The following is a 19,867-nucleotide window of genomic DNA, read 5'->3' as shown; positions in this document are numbered from 1 at the left end:
GCGGCGATTATTAGCGGACTGCCCCCATGGTTGATTCTTACGACGACTCCCTCGACGAGGGTAAAAGCAAAACTCAGGTCAAACGCGAGCTACATGCTCTGGTTGACATGGGCGAGCGCCTGACCACACTCAAGCCTGACCTGCTGGCGAAGCTGCCCCTGACCGACGCCCTGCGCCGGGCCTTGGCTGAAGCGCCTAAGCACACGGCAAACATTGCGCGTAAGCGGCATATCCTGTTCATCGGCAAATTGATGCGCGATCAAGACCTTGACGCCATTCTGGTATTGCTCGATCAACTGGATGCCTCCACTCGCCAATACAACGAACGCTTTCACGGCCTCGAACGCTGGCGTGATCGCTTGCTTGTCGGCACCGACGACGTGATTGAAAAGTTTGTCGGTGATTACCCGGAAGCGGACCGTCAGCAACTGCGCTCGTTCATTCGTCAGGCTCAACATGAGCTGGCGCAAAACAAGCCACCGGCCGCCAGCCGCAAACTGTTCAAGTACATCCGTGAGCTCGACGAGACCCATCGCGGTCTGCGCTAGCCTTCGCTCCGGGGTAGGTGGTTTTTATCACCCAACCCCGGCTCACGTTCAACCGCCTGTACCACCTACCGTGATGGCATCGATCTTCAAGGTCGGCTGACCCACACCCACGGGTAATGACTGACCGTCTTTACCGCAAGTGCCTACGCCGCTGTCCAGCGACAGGTCGGTGCCGACCATCGACACTCGACTCATGGCTTCTGGCCCGTTGCCAATCAAGGTCGCGCCTTTGACCGGCGCAGTGATCTTTCCGTCTTCAATCAAATACGCTTCGCTGGTCGAGAACACGAACTTGCCGCTGGTGATGTCCACTTGTCCGCCGCCAAGGTTCGCGCAGTAAATACCGCGCTTCACCGAAGCAATGATTTCCGCAGGATCACTCTGTCCAGCCAGCATGTAGGTATTGGTCATGCGCGGCATCGGCAGGTGCGCATAGGATTCACGGCGACCATTGCCGGTCCGGGCCACGCCCATCAACCGCGCATTGAGCTTGTCTTGCATGTAGCCCTTGAGCACGCCGTTTTCAATCAGCGTGGTGCATTGGGTCGGCGTGCCTTCATCGTCCACAGACAACGAACCCCGGCGACCGGCCAACGTACCGTCGTCGACGATGGTGCACAGCTTGGACGCAACCATTTCACCCATGCGCCCGCTGTACGCGGAGCTGCCTTTGCGGTTGAAATCGCCTTCCAGACCATGACCAACCGCTTCATGCAACAGCACACCCGACCATCCCGGCCCCAGAACCACAGGCAAGGTGCCCGCAGGTGCCGGAATCGCTTCGAGATTGACCAGTGCCTGACGCAGCGCTTCACGGGCGTAGCCCATGGCGCGGTCATCGCTCAAGAAATAACGGTAATCGGTTCGCCCACCACCGCCGTGACCGCCGCGTTCACGTCGGCCGTTTTGCTCGACAATGACGCTGACGTTAAATCGCACCAGCGGACGCACATCTGCGGCCAAGCTACCATCGGTAGACGCTACCAGAATGCGTTCCCAGACACCGGCCATGCTGACGGTGACTTGCTGAATACGTGAATCCAATGCGCGGGTGGCGACATCGATACGCTTGAGCAACTCGACCTTCTCCGCCCGGCTCATGACTTCAAGCGGGTTATCCGGCGCGTACAGCTGCGCCACGTCTTGCGTCGTAAACGCCTGAACCGTGCCTTGTTGCCCTGCCCGGGAAATCGAACGCGCGGCACGTGCTGCCAAGCTCAACGCTTCGTGGGTAATAGTGTTGCTGTAGGCAAAGCCGGTTTTCTCACCCGACTGCGCCCGCACGCCGACGCCTTGATCGAGGTTGAAACTGCCTTCCTTGACGATGCCGTCTTCCAATGCCCAGGATTCGGAAATCTGTCCCTGGAAATACAGGTCAGCCGCATCGATCCCTGGTCCGGCCAGCTCGCCAAGAACCGACTGCAAGCTGTCGAGGCTCAGGCCGCCAGGCGCTAAAAGGTGTTCGCTGACAGAGGACAAATCGCTCATATTGACTCCGAGGTGTGCACAGGCCGCACGGCGTCCTGCGAAAAAAATCGCCGGTGATTAGACACCGGCATCCGCGCCCGTATGGACGCCTGTTCATCACTGTTGCGCTCGGCTAGCAGCACAGCCTCTCCCTGGGCCTGTTCGGCCAAAACCCGCCCCCAAGGGTCGATAATCGCCGCGTGCCCGTAAGTTTCCCGGGGGCCAGGGTGAATTCCGCCTTGCGCCGCTGCCAGCAGGTAACACTGGGTTTCTATCGCACGTGCCCGAATCAGGATGTCCCAATGTGCAGCACCGGTCACCGCAGTGAATGCCGACGGCGCGGTAATTAGCTGCGCCCCCGCCTCACGTAGCGCGCTGTACAACTCGGGGAAGCGCAGGTCGTAACACACGCTCAACCCCAAGCGTCCTACGGGAGTGTCCGCTACTACCACGTTGTTTCCGTGAGCGTAGTCATCGGACTCACGGTATCGGCCACGGCTATCGGCAACGTCCACATCAAACAGGTGCAACTTGTCGTAACGCGCTACTGGCTCGCCGTGTTCATCGATCAACAACGAACACGCGGTCACTTTGCCGTGCGGTCGGTCACTCGGTGGCAGCGGTAATGTGCCGGCAACTATCCATAACTTGAGGTCGCGGGCGACCAGTTTCAACCATGGCAGGATTGGACCTTCGCCTAACGCTTCGGCACGACCGATTTCCGCGACGTCTCGACGACCCATTGCAGCGAAGTTTTCCGGCAGTACGGCGAGGCGTGCGCCAGCCGCTGCCGCCTGCTCCAGAAGGCGACGGGCCTGAGCAAGATTGGCCAGCACATCGCTGTTGCTGACCATTTGAATCACGGCAAAAGACATGGCGCGCTCCGGACAAGACATGCGGCCACTGTACTCCAACCCGCGCTATTGAGGTTTTTCAAAAGGTTTGTAGAACGTGATTTTCGGGTCTTTGACAGGTCCTTGGACGCTGTATTGCACGCTGGCAAACCGGGCGACCTTATCGCCCAATAGCTTATCGACCAGGAACAAGGCACCGCCAATTGCAGGTGCACCTATGATCAGCGCAGCAATGGGCAGGTTATTGGTCACCGGCAGCGTCACGAGTAGTTTCGCGTCGACTCGGTCCTTGACCATGTCCAACGTGCCATCAAGCTCAAGGTTGCTCGATGGACCGGTCAACGTGATCGGGTTGCGCGTTACATAGACGCCATCGCTGGCAACCAGCAGGCCTTTGACTTGATCGTAGCTCAGGCCTTTACCGAGCAAGTCCGAGAAATCCAGGCGTAATCGGCGGCCAATGGAGTTGAAGTTCAGCAGGCCAAACACCCTGAGCGCCTGAGCAGTGCCTTCGACTTCAACGAACTGGCCTCGGCGCAATGTCGCATCGAGGCTGCCCGAGTAACGCTTGAGCGCAACCCAGGCGGGTGAGCCGGGCCAGCGGCCATCGGCGTTAAGCTCGAAGGACTCACTGGTAACTGAGGGCGCAAAGCCCCAGGCTTTCAACACATCCGCCAAGTTCTTACCGTCGATTTGACCCTTGTACCAACTGCTGGTCGATCCGGGCGCCCCTTCCCACCCCCCTTCACCCTGCAGCAACATGCCTTTGAGACCCAGGCTCAAATCCGACAGTCGTGTTCCGTTCGGGGTCGGTCGCGCCTTAAGCGACCAGCCGCCAATCAATTGATCGCCCTGAAACAGCTGGGTGATCTTGATGTCCATGGCCGGAATCGAGCGGGGATCAACATCCGCCAGCGGGTCCGGTGCATTCTCTACCACGGCGGCATTGGGGTCGGCGGCTGGCAACTTCACGTACAGCAGGTCGATAGCGATCGGCGCCGTTTTCGCGTCGGGCAAACTGGCGCTACCTTTGAGCAATGAACTGTCCACCGCCACGGCCCATGCAGCGTCTTTGCGATCAAGCTGCACGCTGACATTTTCGAGAGTCGAACCCAAAGCGCTCAGCTTGCCGATTTGCAGGTCTGCGTTGCTCAACAGCTGCTTGGCGCTGCCGCCGGGATCGTTACCCGCATAGCGGTCGACTACGCTTTTCCAGGGTGCAACGTCCAACTCGGACAATTCACCGCGCACTCTCAGGCCTTTGGCGTCTGGAACAACCGCGCCGCCCTTACCGAGAAATAGCTCACCCCGCCCTTGCGCCATCTTTCCAGCGGGTGAAGCGAAAGCGAGGTTGGCAAGGTCGCCGTAGGTGACCCAGAAACGCCGCTCCGGGCCTTGCAAATTCATTCGAAACTGGCTGTCACGGGACTCATCAGCGCCCTTGCCGAACGGTGCCGGCAAGTCGACAGCGAGTCCTTTAAGGTTGGAATCAATCTGAAGCTGGCTGTTGGCACCGCCCAGGGTCACTTGCAATTGGAACGGCATATCGCCGGAAACCGGCATCGGCTGGGAATCCCCCAACCATTCGGCGAGGCGTTTCTGTCCCACTTGGCCGCTGGCGGCGATCCGGGTAGTGATCGCCCCGGGTTTGCCTTCGGCAAAAATTTGCGCGGTGACGGAGTGTTCAAACGCTTGAGCGCGAATGTTGTTGCCGCTCAGGCCCTTGGTGTTGTCGAAGCGAAACGAGCCTTTGAGTTGGGTCAAGTCCAGTGAAGGGTTCGCCAACCTCAGACGCGAACCGTCGGTGTCGAAATCCACCAAAACTTTAGGTTCTTCGCCTTTTCCCAAGGGTATGTCCAGTTTGAGTTTGCCCTGCAAGGGGCCATCACCCTGCCAACCAGCGAACGTATCCGCGGTCCCTATGGGCGCTTCCTGGAGGATTTTCACGCCGTCGGCCAAATCCCCCGCGAAGTCACTGTCGACCAATAAATGGCTATTTTTCCCGGCAGCGGCATGGGGAATATTAACCAGGACATTGCTGACTTGGGTGTTCAGCAGAGTGCCCTTGCTGGCCTTGATTCTGACGCCGGCCCCATCAACAAATACTTTGCCGTCTACGCCGCTCAGTTGCGGCCAACCCGGTTGAAACGCCAACGAAGCGTCGTGAACTTTGAAAAACAGACTGATGTTACGCGCCGCATCCACTGCATCGTGCTGCAGCGAGCCTTGATACTGGAAGTAACCCTGATCCACGACTCCTCCCAGAATCGAAGTGCGTAACCACTCATCCAGCGCCGGGCTAAGCACTGCCGGTAAATACTTGCCGGTGTAACGACCATCTCCATCAACCAGACCGACACGCAGGTCCATGTAGTCTTCCAGCGGAGAATCGAAGTGCAGCCTAATCAGAAAATCGCTGGCGATTTTCCCCTCGTCGCCGAGCACCTTGATATACGGCGCAATCAAGGTAAAACCTTGCTTGTCCAGCTTCCAGGTCAATCGGGCGTTGGCTTTCTGGTATTGCCACGGTTTAGCAAAGATCGGATACAGGTACAGCATGAAGTCGTCGGTATCGAGGCGCAGCTCACCCTGGCCTAAATCGCCACTGATGCTGCCACTGACATTTCCGGCCGCCGGGGCGCCGTGGTAGGCGTTGAAACCTACTTTGTCGAGATTGGCGGCAAAACTGAACCGTGTGTCGTCAGTTGCCTGAGGTCGGTAATCAAGCAGGACGTTGCGCACACCGCCGGTCACTTTCAGGTTATCCAGCACCACCATGAGTTGATCGGGCAGCGGCGCCAGCGAGTCAAGAATCGGCGTAATAGGCGTCAGATCCAGACGGTCGGCCTGCACGTGCCAGCGTTCGTCGTTGTCGGCAGTGGCAGCTTGCTGCTTGAGCTGAATTCGGCTTTCCCAGCGTTTGTCGCCAATGTTCATCGCCAGTGATTCGAGGGACAGGGTAAAACCCGTCTCTTCACGCCGGAACCAGGCATTGACTGCCAGATTGCTGATCTTGGCCGGCTTGCGGTCAGCGTAGGCACCGATGAACTGCGGCGCATTCACCCGGGCCACCGCACTTTGCAGCATGCCTTTGCCCCACGTCAGCCATAGCTCACCGCCCGCCTTAAGCGAAGACAACTTCCACTGCTGGGTGAGGCTGGCTGGCAGCCAATGCGCCCAATCACTTTGCGGCAGGCTCATGTACGCCTGGGCTTCGCCATCGCGCCAATTTTGCGGCTGCACCCGTGAACGCAGGTTGAGCGCCATCGGCTGGCCATCCGGCAAGGTCAAACGCGCGTCAAGCCGCTGGTTATCGCCCGCAGTTTCGAGGGTAAAACTGAGATAGGTGAACGTTAGCGGTGGCTGCCCATAGGGCTGCAATGTGACCTGGCTGTCGAGCAATGACAGGCGTGCCACCGCTTTTATCTGGGTCAACATCTGTTCTGGATCGAGCGGTTTATCGTCTTTAACCGGCAGTCCCTGAAGTGCCCAATGCCCCTCATTGTCTTCTTTGAGGCTCAGTTGCAAGCCATCGAGTTCAAGATGAGCGATGCGCACTTCGTGGGCCACCAGGCTGGCCCAAAGATCCGGCACTGCCCTGACATGATCCAGGCGCAACGCGTTGGCGCCATCGCCTACGATCACATCATGGGCCAACAACACGGGGGCAAACCCACTCCAACGACCTTCAAGACTGCCGATGCTCAGAGGCATATCCAATGCGGCGCGGGCTTTGGTCTCAATCTCGGAACGATACTCGGCGACCAGCGGGACCAGCTGCCTGCCCACACTGACGTAGAGCGCCGTCAGCACCAAAAACAACGCGCACGAGCCCAAGCCCAAACGAATCAAGACGCCAAGAACCCGTGTCAGCCGCCCCATATCAGCGGACCGTCCAAGTTAAAGTCTGAACATGCCAACGGCACAGCCGCGCAGTCATCGGGAGGATCGGGGATTGCTCATTCGCCACGCATAATTCTCATTAGAAGGCGTCCTGCCATTATTCTGAAGCTGACGGGTCGCTGATCAGAGCAACACGACGTCATATTGTTCCTGGGAGTACATGGTCTCGACCTGAAAACGAATAGTGCGGCCGATAAAACCTTCCAACTCAGCGACATTACCTGACTCTTCGTCAAGCAGGCGGTCCACGACTTTCTGATTCGCCAACACACGATAGCCTTCAGCTTGATACGCGCGGGCTTCACGGAGGATTTCGCGAAAAATTTCGTAGCAAACTGTTTCGGGGGTCTTTAACTTGCCGCGGCCCTGACAACTGCTGCAGGGCTCGCACAGCACTTGCTCAAGACTTTCGCGGCTGCGCTTGCGGGTCATCTGCACCAGGCCCAACTCGGTAATGCCGATGATGTTGGTCTTGGCGTGGTCGCGCTCCAGTTGTTTTTCCAGCGTTCGCAGAACCTGACGCTGGTGTTCACCATCCTCCATGTCAATGAAGTCGATGATGATGATCCCGCCCAGATTGCGCAGGCGTAGTTGGCGTGCAATGGCGGTGGCGGCTTCGAGATTGGTCTTGAAGATAGTTTCTTCCAGGTTGCGATGACCAACAAACGCACCGGTATTGACGTCGATGGTGCTCATCGCTTCGGCCGGGTCGATCACCAGGTAGCCGCCCGACTTGAGCGGCACCTTACGTTCGAGGGCTTTCTGGATTTCGTCTTCGACGCCATACAGGTCGAAAATAGGCCGCTCGCCAGGGTAATGTTCCAGACGATCGGCAATTTCCGGCATTAGCTCGGAGACGAATTGAGTGGTTCTCTGAAAGGTTTCCCGTGAATCAATACGAATTTTTTCGATCCGGGGGCTGACCAGATCACGCAACGTGCGCAAGGCCAGGCCGAGGTCTTCGTAAATCACGCTGGGGGCGCTGACGGTCTGGATTTGCACGCCAATTTGATCCCACAGACGGCGCAGGTAGCGGATGTCCATTAGGATCTCATCGGCGCCGGCACCTTCGGCTGCCGTTCGCAGAATAAAACCGCCGGCTTCCTTGATGCCTTCTTGCGCGACGCAGTCGGTAACTACTTTTTTGAGTCGCTCACGCTCAGCCTCGTCTTCGATTCTCAGCGAAATCCCAACGTGAGCGGTCCGGGGCATGTACACCAGGTAGCGCGACGGGATCGACAATTGAGTGGTCAGGCGGGCACCTTTGCTGCCAATCGGGTCTTTGGTGACTTGCACCACCAGGCCCTGACCTTCGTGAACCAGCGAGCTGATACTTTCAACCGACGGGCCTTCGCGCATGGAGATTTCCGAGGCGTGAATAAACGCGGCGCGGTCCAAACCAATGTCGATAAACGCCGCTTGCATGCCGGGTAAGACCCGCACGACTTTGCCTTTGTAAATGTTGCCAACGATACCGCGCCGCTGGGTCCGCTCAACGTGGACTTCCTGCAGCACACCGTTCTCAACCACGGCCACGCGCGACTCCATCGGCGTGATGTTGATCAGTATCTCTTCACTCATGGCTTCTTACCTTCCAGGCGTTGCCAACAGGGTATGCCGAAACGGCCAAGCATTTCTGCGGTTTCGCACAATGGCAAACCGACGACGGCTGAATAACTGCCTTGCAGGCTATCGACGAAAATCGCCGCCAGTCCTTGAATTGCATAACCACCGGCCTTGTCTTGTGGTTCGCCGCTGTCCCAATAGGCCTGAGCCTCCGCGCTCTGGATCGAACGAAACCGAACAAGGCTATGGACGGTGCGAACTTCAGATCTTTGATGGTCGACGAGCGCAACGGAGGTCAGCACTTCATGCTCCCGGCCGGACAATGCACTCAGCATGGCCAGTGCATCGGCTTGATCAACCGGCTTGCCCAGGATTCGACCGTCGAGAACAACGGCGGTATCGGCGCCCAAGACGCACGCTGTTGGGCCCGTTGCGTTGATTGCAAGCAACGCCAGACCCGCCTCGGCCTTTGCGCTCGCCAGCCGCTCCACGTAGGCCACCGGAGACTCTTCAGGAAAAGGGGTTTCGTCGATGTCAGCGCTGAGCGTGGTAAAGGGCACGCCTATCTGCGTCAATAACTCACGGCGACGCGGTGAACCAGAAGCCAGATAAAGCAAGGGCATAAGGACATCTCCTTGTCGGTGATCAGGGCATCGCCACTGTGTTCGTGACTCTGCGAAAAATGCCACCGTGGAAAACGTCAGCCAAGTACATGACCGGTTAAACAGCTCAATAAATAGCCAAGCGCTTGCTCAAGCCTCTCAAGCCATAACTGACCCATGGCCACAGTAGCGCACTGACCAGCGCTGGCAATACCAACGCCAGCGTGGGCTGGCGATTACCGGTCAAGGCACTCAACCAAAGTTGCGCCAACTGCGCCAAGCCGAAAATCACCAGAATGACCATGCACTGCTGCCACATCGGGAAGGTGCGCATACGCTGCTGCAGGGACATCACTAAAAACGTGATCAGGGTCAGAATCATCGCGTTCTGTCCGAGCAATGTGCCATAAAGCACGTCTTCGGCCAGCCCGAGCATCCACGCAGTGGTCATGCCGATTTTATGCGGCAGTGCCAACGCCCAGAACGCCAACAGCAGCGCTAGCCAGAGCGGGCGAAATATTTCCATGAACTGCGGCAGTGGCGAGACACTCAGCAGCAGGCCGATAGCAAAACTGAACCACACTACCCAACCATTTTTTGCGGGCGCCAGACGGACCATTATTCTTCCCTTGCCTTAGGTGCTGCGGGTGCGGTAACCGGTGGCTTGGGCACCGCGGACTTGACCGGCGGCTTCGCAGCCGGGATCGCCGGCGCATGAGGTGCGGGGACCGCTGGCGCCGGAGCCGTCGAATGCGCCGGCGCTGTCGAGCCATGGGTTGAGGCTGGCGACGTCGGGGCATGCGAAGCAGCTGGCGTTGCAGGTGCCACAACAGCGTGCGCCGCAGCAGGGGTCGGTGGGGCATGCACCGCACGGACAGTAGATATAGCGTGCGTCTCCGCAGGTATCACACCGCCGGGCACCGAAGGATTGGCAGGCGTCGCGGCCTCTGCGCCAGGATGATCAATCGCCTCCTGAGCTTGCGCGGCGTCCGCCGCCCGTTGCTCGGGTGACCGGCCATCACTGAACACCAACAACAGGTAACGGCTGCGATTCAATGCGGCAGTGGGAACGGCTCGCACAATGGCGAAAGGTTGGCCAGGGTCGTGAATCACTTCCTTGACCGTCGCCACCGGGTAACCCGCCGGGAAGCGCTGGCCGAGGCCAGAACTGACCAATAGGTCGCCTTCCTTGATGTCGGCCGTGTCGGCCACATGCCGCAGTTCCAGGCGTTCCGGATTGCCGGTGCCGCTGGCAATGGCACGCAAGCCGTTGCGATTGACCTGAACCGGGATGCTGTGGGTGGTATCGGTCAGCAGCAGGACTCGGGAGGTATAGGGCATCAGCTCGACCACCTGGCCCATCAGGCCCCGCGCATCAAGGACGGGCTGACCCAGCACCACGCCGTCGCGCTCACCCTTGTTGATGATGATGCGTTGTGTAAACGGATTCGGGTCCATGCCGATCAACTCGGCCACTTCGACCTTTTCGTTGACCAGCGCGGAAGAGTTGAGCAATTCGCGCAGACGCACATTCTGCTCAGTCAAGGCCGCCAGCTTTTGCAGGCGCCCTTGCAGCAGCAAGGCTTCAGTCTTGAGTTTTTCGTTCTCGGCGACAAGCTCGGTGCGGCTGCCAAATTGGCTGGCGACACCTTGATAAAGGCGTTGAGGTAGATCGGCGATCCAGTAGGACTGCATCAATACCAGCGACATCTGGCTGCGGACGGGCTTCAAAACCGTGAAACGGGCATCCACCACCATCAGCGCAACGGATAAGACGACCAGTACCAACAGGCGCACACCCAGTGAGGGGCCTTTTGCGAAAAGCGGTTTAATAGGCCGCTCCTCGCGGGCATGCGTTCGATGGATTGAGCATCAACTGGTTGTACTTATTCTTCATACGGCATGCAACCGGCCTAACAACAATGGACAGAAAATAACGCCCTATTTGGCGCCAGCCTAACGAATACAGGCAGCATTGCTGCTACCTGTAGACCACGGCTGCTGGGCTTTGCGCTCAGCGAACTCACTCGGTAGAGAGCAGATCCATGGTGTGTTTGTCCATCATTTCCAGCGCACGACCGCCGCCGCGAGCAACGCAGGTCAGCGGGTCTTCGGCAACGATCACCGGCAAACCTGTTTCCTGGGCCAGCAACTTGTCGAGGTCACGCAACAAGGCGCCACCACCGGTCAGTACCAGACCGCGCTCGGCGATGTCCGAAGCCAATTCCGGCGGCGATTGCTCCAGCGCGCTTTTAACCGCCTGAACGATGGTCGCCAAGGATTCCTGCAGCGCTTCAAGCACTTCGTTGGAGTTCAGCGTAAAGGCACGTGGAACGCCTTCAGCCAGGTTACGGCCACGTACGTCAACTTCCCGCACTTCTCCGCCTGGGTAAGCGGTGCCGATTTCCTGCTTGATGCGCTCGGCTGTGGATTCACCAATCAGGCTGCCGTAGTTGCGACGCACGTAAGTGATGATCGCTTCGTCGAAACGGTCGCCGCCCACTCGCACGGACTCGGCATACACCACACCGTTGAGTGAGATCAGTGCGATTTCAGTGGTACCACCACCAATATCGACAACCATCGAGCCGCGCGCTTCTTCCACTGGCAAGCCAGCACCGATCGCGGCAGCCATTGGCTCCTCGATCAGGAACACTTCACGAGCACCGGCACCAAGGGCCGATTCACGGATGGCCCGACGCTCCACCTGGGTGGATTTGCACGGTACGCAGATCAGCACCCGAGGGCTTGGCTGCAGAAAGCTGTTTTCATGAACCTTGTTGATAAAGTACTGCAGCATTTTTTCGCACACGCTGAAGTCGGCAATAACGCCGTCTTTCATCGGACGAATGGCCGCGATATTGCCTGGAGTCCGGCCGAGCATACGCTTGGCTTCCATCCCGACCGCAACGACGCTTTTCTGATTCCCGTGGGTGCGGATAGCCACAACCGACGGTTCATTCAGTACGATACCGCGCTCACGCACGTAAATAAGGGTGTTGGCAGTGCCCAGGTCGATCGAGAGATCGCTTGAGAACATGCCACGCAGTTTCTTGAACATGGGAAAAGGACCCTAGGCAACGCGTGAGTAAAAAAGTGCGGCAAACTCTAACAACGACAGGGATTTTGGGCAAGGAGCCAATATGTTAAATTGGCTGTTTTTCCAAGCACGACCTAAGACGTTCGCGGCCATACAACCGCAGAAATGCGGTAGTGTTCGCACAATCTAACACACGGATCCCATCCGTCTGCTTTCCACTGGAGATTCCCATGGCGCTTGATCGCTCCGACGTGGAAAAAATCGCTCATTTGGCTCGATTAGGCCTGAATGAAGCTGATATTCCGCGTACTACCGATGCACTTAATAATATTCTCGGGCTGGTAGATCAGATGCAAGCCGTCGATACCCGCGGTATCGAGCCACTGGCGCACCCGCTCGAAGCCTCTCAACGCCTTCGTGCGGACGTCGTGACCGAGCGAAATCAGCGCGACGCTTACCAAGCCATCGCACCAGCGGTCGAAAACGGCCTTTATCTGGTTCCGAAAGTCATCGAGTAAGGGAAAGAGCCTGCAATGCACCATTTGACTCTGGCCGAGATCGCCCGCGGACTCGCCGAAAAAAAGTTTTCTTCCGAAGAATTGACTCAGGTTTTGCTGGCGCGTATCGCCCAACTTGACCCCAAGATCAATAGCTTCATCACGCTCACCGAAGACCTGGCAACTGTCCAGGCGCGCGCGGCTGACGCCCGGCGCGCTGCTGGCGAGAGTGGCGCCCTGCTGGGTGTCCCATTGGCCCACAAAGATTTGTTCTGCACACAGGGCGTACGCACCAGTTGCGGCTCGAAGATGCTTGACAACTTCAAAGCACCCTACGACGCAACCATTGTTGCCAAGCTGGCGGCGGCGGGCACAGTGACGCTGGGCAAGACCAACATGGACGAGTTCGCCATGGGTTCTGCCAACGAGTCGAGCTACTACGGCCCTGTTAAAAACCCGTGGAACCTCGAACATGTTCCCGGCGGCTCGTCGGGCGGTTCGGCAGCCGCCGTAGCCGCTCGTCTGCTACCTGCCGCTACGGGCACTGACACCGGCGGTTCCATTCGTCAGCCGGCGGCATTGACCAACCTCACCGGCCTGAAACCGACATACGGTCGTGTGTCGCGCTGGGGAATGATCGCGTACGCCTCCAGCCTCGATCAGGCCGGTCCATTGGCGCGCACCGCTGAAGACTGCGCCCTGCTGCTGCAAGGCATGGCCGGCTTCGATCCGCAGGACTCCACCAGCATCGACGAGCCCGTGCCGGATTACGCCGCCAGCCTCAACGGCTCGCTACAAGGGCTGCGTATCGGCATTCCAAAAGAATACTTCGGTGCAGGTCTTGACCCACGCATCGCTGAATTGGTGCTTGAAAGCGTCAAGGAGCTGGAAAAACTCGGCGCCGTCGTCAAGGAAGTCAGCCTGCCAAACCTGCAACACGCCATCCCGGCTTACTACGTGATCGCGCCCGCTGAGGCCTCGTCGAACCTGTCACGTTTCGATGGCGTGCGTTTTGGCCATCGTTGTGAAGACCCGAAAAACCTTGAAGACCTGTACAAGCGTTCTCGGGCAGAAGGCTTCGGCCCAGAAGTGCAGCGGCGAATTTTGGTCGGCGCCTATGCGCTGTCCGCCGGTTATTACGACGCGTACTACCTGCAAGCGCAGAAAATTCGTCGCCTTATCAAGAACGACTTCATGAACGCGTTCGCTGAAGTTGACGTGATTCTGGGTCCAACCACGCCGAACCCGGCCTGGAAAATCGGCGCCAAGAACGATGATCCGATTTCTGCCTATCTGGAAGACTTCTACACCATCACCGCCAACCTCGCGGGCTTGCCAGGCTTGTCCATGCCAGCTGGTTTCGTTGAAGGCTTGCCCGTTGGGGTGCAATTGCTGGCCCCGTATTTCCAGGAAGGCCGCTTGCTAAACGTCGCTCACCAGTATCAACAAGTGACCGATTGGCACACGCGCACGCCATCAGGCTTCTAAGGAGAAAACACATGCAATGGGAAGTTGTGATCGGGCTGGAGATTCATACTCAGCTCTCGACCCAATCGAAGATTTTCTCCGGCAGCAGCACCACGTTTGGCTCTGAGCCGAACACCCAAGCCAGCCTTGTCGACCTCGGCATGCCTGGCGTGTTGCCGGTGCTCAACCAGGAAGCGGTGCGGATGGCGGTCAAGCTGGGCTTGGCGATTGACGCCGAGATTGGCCAACACAACGTGTTCGCGCGCAAAAACTATTTCTACCCGGATCTGCCAAAGGGTTATCAGATCAGCCAAATGGAGTTGCCAATTGTTGGCAAGGGCCATCTGGACATCACCTTGGAAGACGGCACGGTCAAACGTATCGGCGTCACCCGCGCGCACTTGGAAGAAGATGCCGGCAAAAGCCTGCATGAAGATTTCAACGGCATGACCGGGATTGACCTGAACCGCGCGGGCACGCCGCTGCTGGAAATCGTTTCCGAACCCGACATGCGTTCCGCCAAAGAAGCCGTGGCTTACGTCAAAGCCATGCACGCACTGGTTCGTTACCTGGACATTTGCGACGGCAACATGGCTGAAGGCTCTCTGCGTTGCGACTGTAACGTGTCGATCCGTCCGTTTGGGCAAGTCGAGTTTGGCACCCGCTGCGAGATCAAGAACGTCAACTCGTTCCGCTTCATCGAGAAAGCCATCAACACCGAAGTTCGGCGCCAGATCGAGCTGATCGAAGACGGTGGGCGCGTCATCCAGCAAACCCGTCTGTACGACCCAAGCAAAGACGAAACCCGCGCCATGCGTAGCAAAGAGGAAGCCAACGACTACCGTTACTTCCCGGACCCAGACCTGCTGCCGGTGGTGATCGAGAATTCGTTCCTCGATGAAGTTCGCGCCACCCTGCCTGAATTGCCGCCGCAAAAACGCGAACGCTTCCAGGCGCAGTTTGGCTTATCGGCTTACGACGCCAGCGTGTTGGCTTCGAGCCGTGAGCAAGCCGATTACTTCGAAAAAGTCGTGAGCATCAGTGGCGACGCCAAACTGGCCGCCAACTGGGTCATGGTCGAACTGGGCAGCTTGCTGAACAAACTGGCCGTGGAAATTGACCAATCACCGGTCAGCGCCGAGCAATTGGGCGGCATGCTGCTGCGCATTACCGACAACACCATCTCCGGCAAGATCGCGAAGATGGTGTTTGAAGGCATGGCCAATGGCGAAGGCAGCGCTGATGAAGTCATTGAGCAACGCGGCCTGAAACAAGTCACCGACAGCGGCGCCATCGAGTCCATGCTCGACGAAATGCTGGCGGCCAACGCCCAACAAGTCCTGGATTACCGTGCAGCAGACGAAGCCAAACGCGGCAAGATGTTCGGCTTCTTCGTCGGCCAGGCCATGAAAGCGTCCAAAGGCAAAGCCAACCCGCAACAGGTGAATGAACTGCTGAAAAACAAACTGGAGGGGTAACCCCGGATTCGGGGTCTCATCCTATGCAGGTGTGGGACCGAATTCATTCGCGAATGCAGCACCGCGGTCACTCAAATACACCGCGTTGTCCGCTTCCCGAATGAACTCGGTCCCACAGAAGTGTTGGGTTAATCCAAGCCGACAAACATTGAAGGACCAAACCATGTGGCGGCTCTTCAGCGCGTGCGCATTACTGAGTGTGCTGGCCGGTTGTGCCAGCCATGACATCAATCCCCGTGGTTACAACGAAACCGGTAGCGCTTCGTTTTACGGTGCCAAGCATCAAGGTAAACGCACTGCCAGCGGTGAGCGTTTCGACCAAAACTCACTGACCGCCGCACACCGAGACTTACCCTTCGGCACGCGGCTGTTGGTGACTAATCTGGATAACAATAAAACCGTCGAAGTTCGGGTCAATGATCGCGGCCCTCACACCCGCGGGCGTCTGATCGATTTGTCACGCAAAGCGGCAGAACAACTCGGTATGCTGGGCGCTGGTGTGGCGCAGGTACGCGTACAGACCTTAGGCAACTGACGGGTGAATTGAATTCTCGAGCTATCCACGCTTGCGCTGCCGAATCTGCTTCAACTGTTCGGCGGCTTATTTTTATTGGTGATTGGCGCTGAGTTATCAGTCCGTGCCGCTGTGCGCCTGGCCGCCAGCCTAAAAGTCCGCCCATTGATCATTGGGTTGACGGTGGTTGCCATGAGCAGCAGCGCTCCGCAAATGGCGGTTAGCTTGCAAGCGGCTTTTTCATCCAGTCCCGACATCTCAGTGGGCAGTGTGGTGGGCAGCAACATTTTCAACGTGCTGGTCACCCTCGGTCTTTGCGCGCTAATCATCCCACTGCGAGTTGCCCGCCAACTGGTACGCGTCGACATCCCGTTAATGATCGGCGCCAGCGCGCTGGTCTTCGCCTTGGCGTATAACGGCGAACTCAGCGCTATTGATGGCGCCATCCTTCTGTTTGCATTGCTGGCCTATTTACTGGTGCTGGCGCGACGCTCGCAGGGGCAGGTGCCGAAAAACCCACCGGGACAACCCCACGCGTCCCGCGCACAGCAATTCATCAGCCTCATGACCATGGTTTTCGGTCTGGCGCTGCTGGTGATGGGTGCAGGCTTGCTGGTACAGGCCGCCGCAGTCATCGCTCAGGATCTCGGTCTATCGGAACGGGTGATCGGCTTGACTGTGATCGCGGGCAGCACCTCGTTACCTGCGCTGACCACGTCGTTGATCGCCGCCATGCGCGGCGAACGGGATATTGCAGTCGGGAACGTGATTGGCAGCAATCTGTTCAACCTCCTCGGCGTATTGGGACTGACGGCGATGGTCGCACCGAGCCCGTTGTCCATATCGCCGAACGCGCTGAATTTCGATTTGCCGGTGATGCTGGCGGTTTCTGCGGTGTGTTTGCCGGTGTTCTATTCCGGCTATCGGGTCACGCGCACCGAGGGTTTACTGTTGTTGTCGCTGTACTTGGCTTATGGACTGCACATCGTCTCGTTCACCACCGGAATGCCACTGGCCAACACCTTGGAAAAACTGATGAGCTACGGGGTCCTGCCGCTGCTGGCGGCGCTCATCTTATTTACCACGGTGAGAGCGTGGCGGCGTCAGCACTAAGACGGCGGACTAAATCCAACCGCCCCACTGCAAGATGAAAATACCGATATTGGTGGTTACCGCCGCGGCCAGGGTGGTGATCACGATAATTGCCGCCGCCAATTCATGATTGCCATTGGCCGCCCGCGCCATCACAAAGCTGACAGACGCGGTTGGGCTGCCGAAGTACAGAAACAAAATCCCCAACTCTGCCCCGCGAAAACCACACAACCATGCGCCCAAGGTGCTGAGCACCGGCAGCCAGATCATTTTCACCATGCTGGCGCTGATCGCTATGTCGCCACTTTTGCGCAACGCCGCCAGCGACAAGGTGCCGCCAATACAAATCAACGCCAGCGGCAGCGTCATCTGCGCCAGGTATTCACCCGACGTTTGCAGCCAGCCCGGCAGGCCGATTTTGAAGTACGCAAACGGCGCCGCCGCCAGCACGCTGATAATCAGGGGATTGCACAGGATGCTTTTGAACACGCTCCACGGATCGGACTTGATCACCGGGCTGTAGACCGCGAGCACAATGGTCGACAACGTGTTGTAGAACAGAATCACCAGCGCCGCGAGAATCGCACCCAAGGAAATCCCATAGTCGCCATACAGACTACCCGCCAGCGCGAGGCCAATGACGCCGTTGTTCCCACGAAACGCGCCTTGGGTGAAAATTCCTCGGTCTTCGTAAGGACAGCGCCAAATCGCCCAGCCCCAGGCGAAGGCAAAGCTGACCAGCGTTGCGACGAAGAAATACCCCAGCAGCGCCGGCTTTAGCGCCGCACTCAGGTCCGCATGAATGATGCCGAGGAACAGCAACGCAGGCATGGTGACGTTGAATACCAAGGCCGAAGCGGTATGGATGAAGCTGTCATTGATCCAGCCCACCCGCTTGAGCGCCACGCCGAGAAAGAGCATGGCAAAAACCGGCGCGGTGATATTCAGGGTTTCTAAAAGTATACCCAGCATGCGTTCAAAACCCTGACCTGTCGTTAGGTGGCAAATGATATGTCAGCGGGCGTCCAGATTCACTGTGCAGGCGGTGTGAGACCGAATTTATTCGGGCATACGGGGGGCGGGGCCAATGTGTTACACCACCGGCACGCCTTCCAGTTCCACCACTTCCGGTCGCTTCAGCAGCGCATACGACACACCGGTCAGCAGGCTGCCGGCGACGATGGCGAGCAGGTACAACAACGCGTGGTTGATCGCGTTCGGGATCAACATTACGAACAAGCCGCCGTGGGGCGCCATGAGTTTGCAGCCAAAGAACATCGACAATGCCCCAGTCAGCGCGCCGCCGGCGACGCTGGCCGGGATCACGCGCAACGGGTCTTTCGCGGCGAATGGAATCGCGCCCTCAGAAATAAAACACAGGCCCAACACCAACGCCGCCTTGCCCGCCTCGCGCTCGCTTTGCGCGAACTTGTGCCGCGCGATGACGCTGGCGATGGCCATGCCAATGGGCGGCACCATACCGGCGGCCATCGCGGCGGCCATGGGCGCATAACTCTGGGATGCCAGCAGCCCCACCGAAAACGCATAAGACGCTTTGTTGATCGGCCCACCCAAGTCGACGCACATCATGGCACCAAGCAACACGCCCAACAGCACCGCATTGGTCGTGCCCATGCTGTCGAGAAAATGCGTCAACCCCAGCAGCATCGCTGCCACGGGAGTGCCTATCACGTAGATCATCACCAGCCCGGTGAACAAACTCGCCAACAGTGGAATGATCAGAATCGGCTTAAGCGCCTCCAGACTTGCCGGCAGCCGCGCGTAACGGTTGATCGCCCATGCGCTGTAACCCGCCAGAAAACCAGCAATGATCCCGCCGATAAACCCCGCACCCAAGGTACTCGCGAGCAAACCACCAATCATTCCCGGCGCGAGGCCCGGACGGTCGGCAATCGAATAAGCGATGTAACCGGCCAGCAATGGCACCATCAATTTGAACGCGGTGTCGCCACCGATTTTCATCAATGCAGCGGCCAACGTGCCTGGTTCTTCATAGGCGTGGATCCCGAAAACAAACGACAACGCGATCAACAGCCCCCCCGCCACCACCATCGGCAACATGAACGACACACCGGTCAACAGGTGCTTGTAGACGCCAGTTCGCTCTTTTTTGCGCGGTGCTACGTTCACGCCCACCGCCGACTCCACCGTGCCTTCGGCCAAGGCTGTTTTCAAGGTAGCGTCCGGGTGTTTAAGCGCAACGCCGGTGCCGCAGCGATAAATTCGTTTCCCGGCAAACCGCTCGGTATTGACCTCGATGTCTGCCGCCAGCAACACCACGTCCGCCTCAGCGATGGCCTGGGCGTCCAATGGGTTGCGCGCACCCACCGAGCCTTGGGTCTCCACATGCAGCTCATAACCCAAGCGCTTGGCCGATTGCTGAATAGCTTCCGCTGCCATGAACGTGTGGGCGACCCCGGTCGGGCAGGCTGTGACCGCGACCAAGCGTGGGGATCTGGCGTTTGCGGTGGTTGATGGCGACGTTTTAACGGGTGCTGCGGCCAGCACGACGGCTTGCTCAGCAGCGCTGCGCAAAAAACCTGCAATATCCTCCAACGCGTGAGCGGGTGTGGTCTGAAACACAGGCTTGCCCACAAAGCGGCTCAAATCCAACTCGCCGGTGTTGACCACCAACACCCAATCAGCGGCGACAATCACTTCCGGCGACAGTTGATTATCCGGCTGACGAGGGTCATGAACCTCAACACTGGTGTGCCAACCCTGTCGTTGCGCGGCGGCTTCCAGCAAACGGGCACTGAGAAAGCTGCTGATTTTTCCATTGGGGCAGGCGGTAATGATGACTAACTTCATGGGTGAC

General features: G+C 58.3%; 16 protein-coding genes. 6 read left to right on the top strand and 10 right to left on the bottom strand.

The genetic code is table 11. The features are described from left to right. Nucleotides 1-26: 26 nt before the first annotated feature. Complete coding sequence (yjgA, locus tag RHM59_RS21050) at nt 27-548, top strand: ribosome biogenesis factor YjgA (protein ID WP_322166070.1); 522 nt, start codon at nt 27-29, stop codon at nt 546-548. Nucleotides 549-596: 48 nt separating this feature from the next. Here the strand turns inward: yjgA and tldD are convergent, their stop codons facing one another. The 8 genes from tldD to mreB form a co-directional block, all read right to left on the bottom strand. Beyond that, nucleotides 597-2,036 (bottom strand): metalloprotease TldD, encoded by a 1,440-nt coding sequence (gene tldD / locus RHM59_RS21045; RefSeq protein ID WP_322184900.1) that lies wholly within the window; start codon nt 2,034-2,036, stop codon nt 597-599. Beyond that, complete coding sequence (locus RHM59_RS21040) at nt 2,033-2,890, bottom strand: carbon-nitrogen hydrolase family protein (protein ID WP_322166072.1); 858 nt, start codon at nt 2,888-2,890, stop codon at nt 2,033-2,035. The genes tldD and RHM59_RS21040 overlap by 4 nt, the downstream gene beginning before the upstream one ends. A gap of 45 nt (nt 2,891-2,935) precedes the next feature. After that, nucleotides 2,936-6,751 carry a YhdP family protein gene (locus tag RHM59_RS21035; RefSeq protein WP_322285326.1) on the bottom strand — a complete coding sequence of 1,272 codons (3,816 nt, stop codon included), beginning with the start codon at nt 6,749-6,751 and terminating at the stop codon, nt 2,936-2,938. Between the two features lie 144 nt (nt 6,752-6,895). Then, on the bottom strand, nt 6,896-8,353 hold the full coding sequence (rng, locus tag RHM59_RS21030; RefSeq protein ID WP_322285325.1) for a ribonuclease G: 1,458 nt from the start codon (nt 8,351-8,353) through the stop codon (nt 6,896-6,898). Next, nucleotides 8,350-8,961: a Maf family protein gene (locus tag RHM59_RS21025; protein ID WP_322285324.1), complete on the bottom strand. Its 612-nt coding sequence runs from the start codon at nt 8,959-8,961 to the stop codon at nt 8,350-8,352. The genes rng and RHM59_RS21025 overlap by 4 nt, the downstream gene beginning before the upstream one ends. Before the next feature lie 106 nt (nt 8,962-9,067). After that, nucleotides 9,068-9,559 carry a rod shape-determining protein MreD gene (gene mreD / locus RHM59_RS21020; protein ID WP_322166076.1) on the bottom strand — a complete coding sequence of 164 codons (492 nt, stop codon included), beginning with the start codon at nt 9,557-9,559 and terminating at the stop codon, nt 9,068-9,070. Next, on the bottom strand, nt 9,559-10,737 hold the full coding sequence (mreC, locus tag RHM59_RS21015; protein ID WP_322285323.1) for a rod shape-determining protein MreC: 1,179 nt from the start codon (nt 10,735-10,737) through the stop codon (nt 9,559-9,561). Before mreC ends, mreD begins: the two co-directional genes overlap by 1 nt. Before the next feature lie 226 nt (nt 10,738-10,963). Next, nucleotides 10,964-12,001 (bottom strand): rod shape-determining protein MreB, encoded by a 1,038-nt coding sequence (gene mreB, locus RHM59_RS21010; protein WP_322166077.1) that lies wholly within the window; start codon nt 11,999-12,001, stop codon nt 10,964-10,966. 209 nt (nt 12,002-12,210) lie between these two features. On the opposite strand from mreB, the gene gatC reads away from it, so the two are divergent. The 5 genes from gatC (at nt 12,211) to RHM59_RS20985 (ending at nt 17,049) form a co-directional block, all read left to right on the top strand. Next, nucleotides 12,211-12,498 carry an Asp-tRNA(Asn)/Glu-tRNA(Gln) amidotransferase subunit GatC gene (gatC, locus tag RHM59_RS21005; protein WP_322166078.1) on the top strand — a complete coding sequence of 96 codons (288 nt, stop codon included), beginning with the start codon at nt 12,211-12,213 and terminating at the stop codon, nt 12,496-12,498. A 15-nt stretch (nt 12,499-12,513) separates the two neighbouring features. Next, nucleotides 12,514-13,965, top strand: a complete 1,452-nt coding sequence (gene gatA, locus RHM59_RS21000) for an Asp-tRNA(Asn)/Glu-tRNA(Gln) amidotransferase subunit GatA (protein WP_322285322.1) — start codon at nt 12,514-12,516, stop codon at nt 13,963-13,965. Nucleotides 13,966-13,976: 11 nt separating this feature from the next. After that, entirely contained in the window at nt 13,977-15,422 is a 1,446-nt protein-coding gene (gatB, locus tag RHM59_RS20995; protein WP_322166080.1) for an Asp-tRNA(Asn)/Glu-tRNA(Gln) amidotransferase subunit GatB, read from the top strand. A 163-nt stretch (nt 15,423-15,585) separates the two neighbouring features. Beyond that, on the top strand, nt 15,586-15,957 hold the full coding sequence (locus tag RHM59_RS20990; RefSeq protein WP_322184891.1) for a septal ring lytic transglycosylase RlpA family protein: 372 nt from the start codon (nt 15,586-15,588) through the stop codon (nt 15,955-15,957). Between the two features lie 45 nt (nt 15,958-16,002). Continuing rightward, nucleotides 16,003-17,049, top strand: a complete 1,047-nt coding sequence (locus tag RHM59_RS20985; RefSeq protein WP_322286735.1) for a calcium/sodium antiporter — start codon at nt 16,003-16,005, stop codon at nt 17,047-17,049. A 9-nt stretch (nt 17,050-17,058) separates the two neighbouring features. On the opposite strand, the gene RHM59_RS20980 is transcribed toward RHM59_RS20985, so the two are convergent. Both RHM59_RS20980 and RHM59_RS20975 read right to left on the bottom strand, forming a co-directional pair. Beyond that, nucleotides 17,059-18,000: an AEC family transporter gene (locus tag RHM59_RS20980; RefSeq protein WP_322166082.1), complete on the bottom strand. Its 942-nt coding sequence runs from the start codon at nt 17,998-18,000 to the stop codon at nt 17,059-17,061. A 120-nt stretch (nt 18,001-18,120) separates the two neighbouring features. Further along, the gene (locus RHM59_RS20975; protein ID WP_322285321.1) at nt 18,121-19,860 is read right to left on the bottom strand and encodes a PTS fructose-like transporter subunit IIB; all 1,740 of its coding nucleotides are present in this window, start codon (nt 19,858-19,860) and stop codon (nt 18,121-18,123) included. Nucleotides 19,861-19,867 lie beyond the last annotated feature (7 nt).

It is taken from the genome of Pseudomonas sp. MH10 (assembly GCF_034353045.1).
Lineage (GTDB): Bacteria > Pseudomonadota > Gammaproteobacteria > Pseudomonadales > Pseudomonadaceae > Aquipseudomonas.
This window is presented reverse-complemented; position numbering and strand designations above follow the sequence as displayed.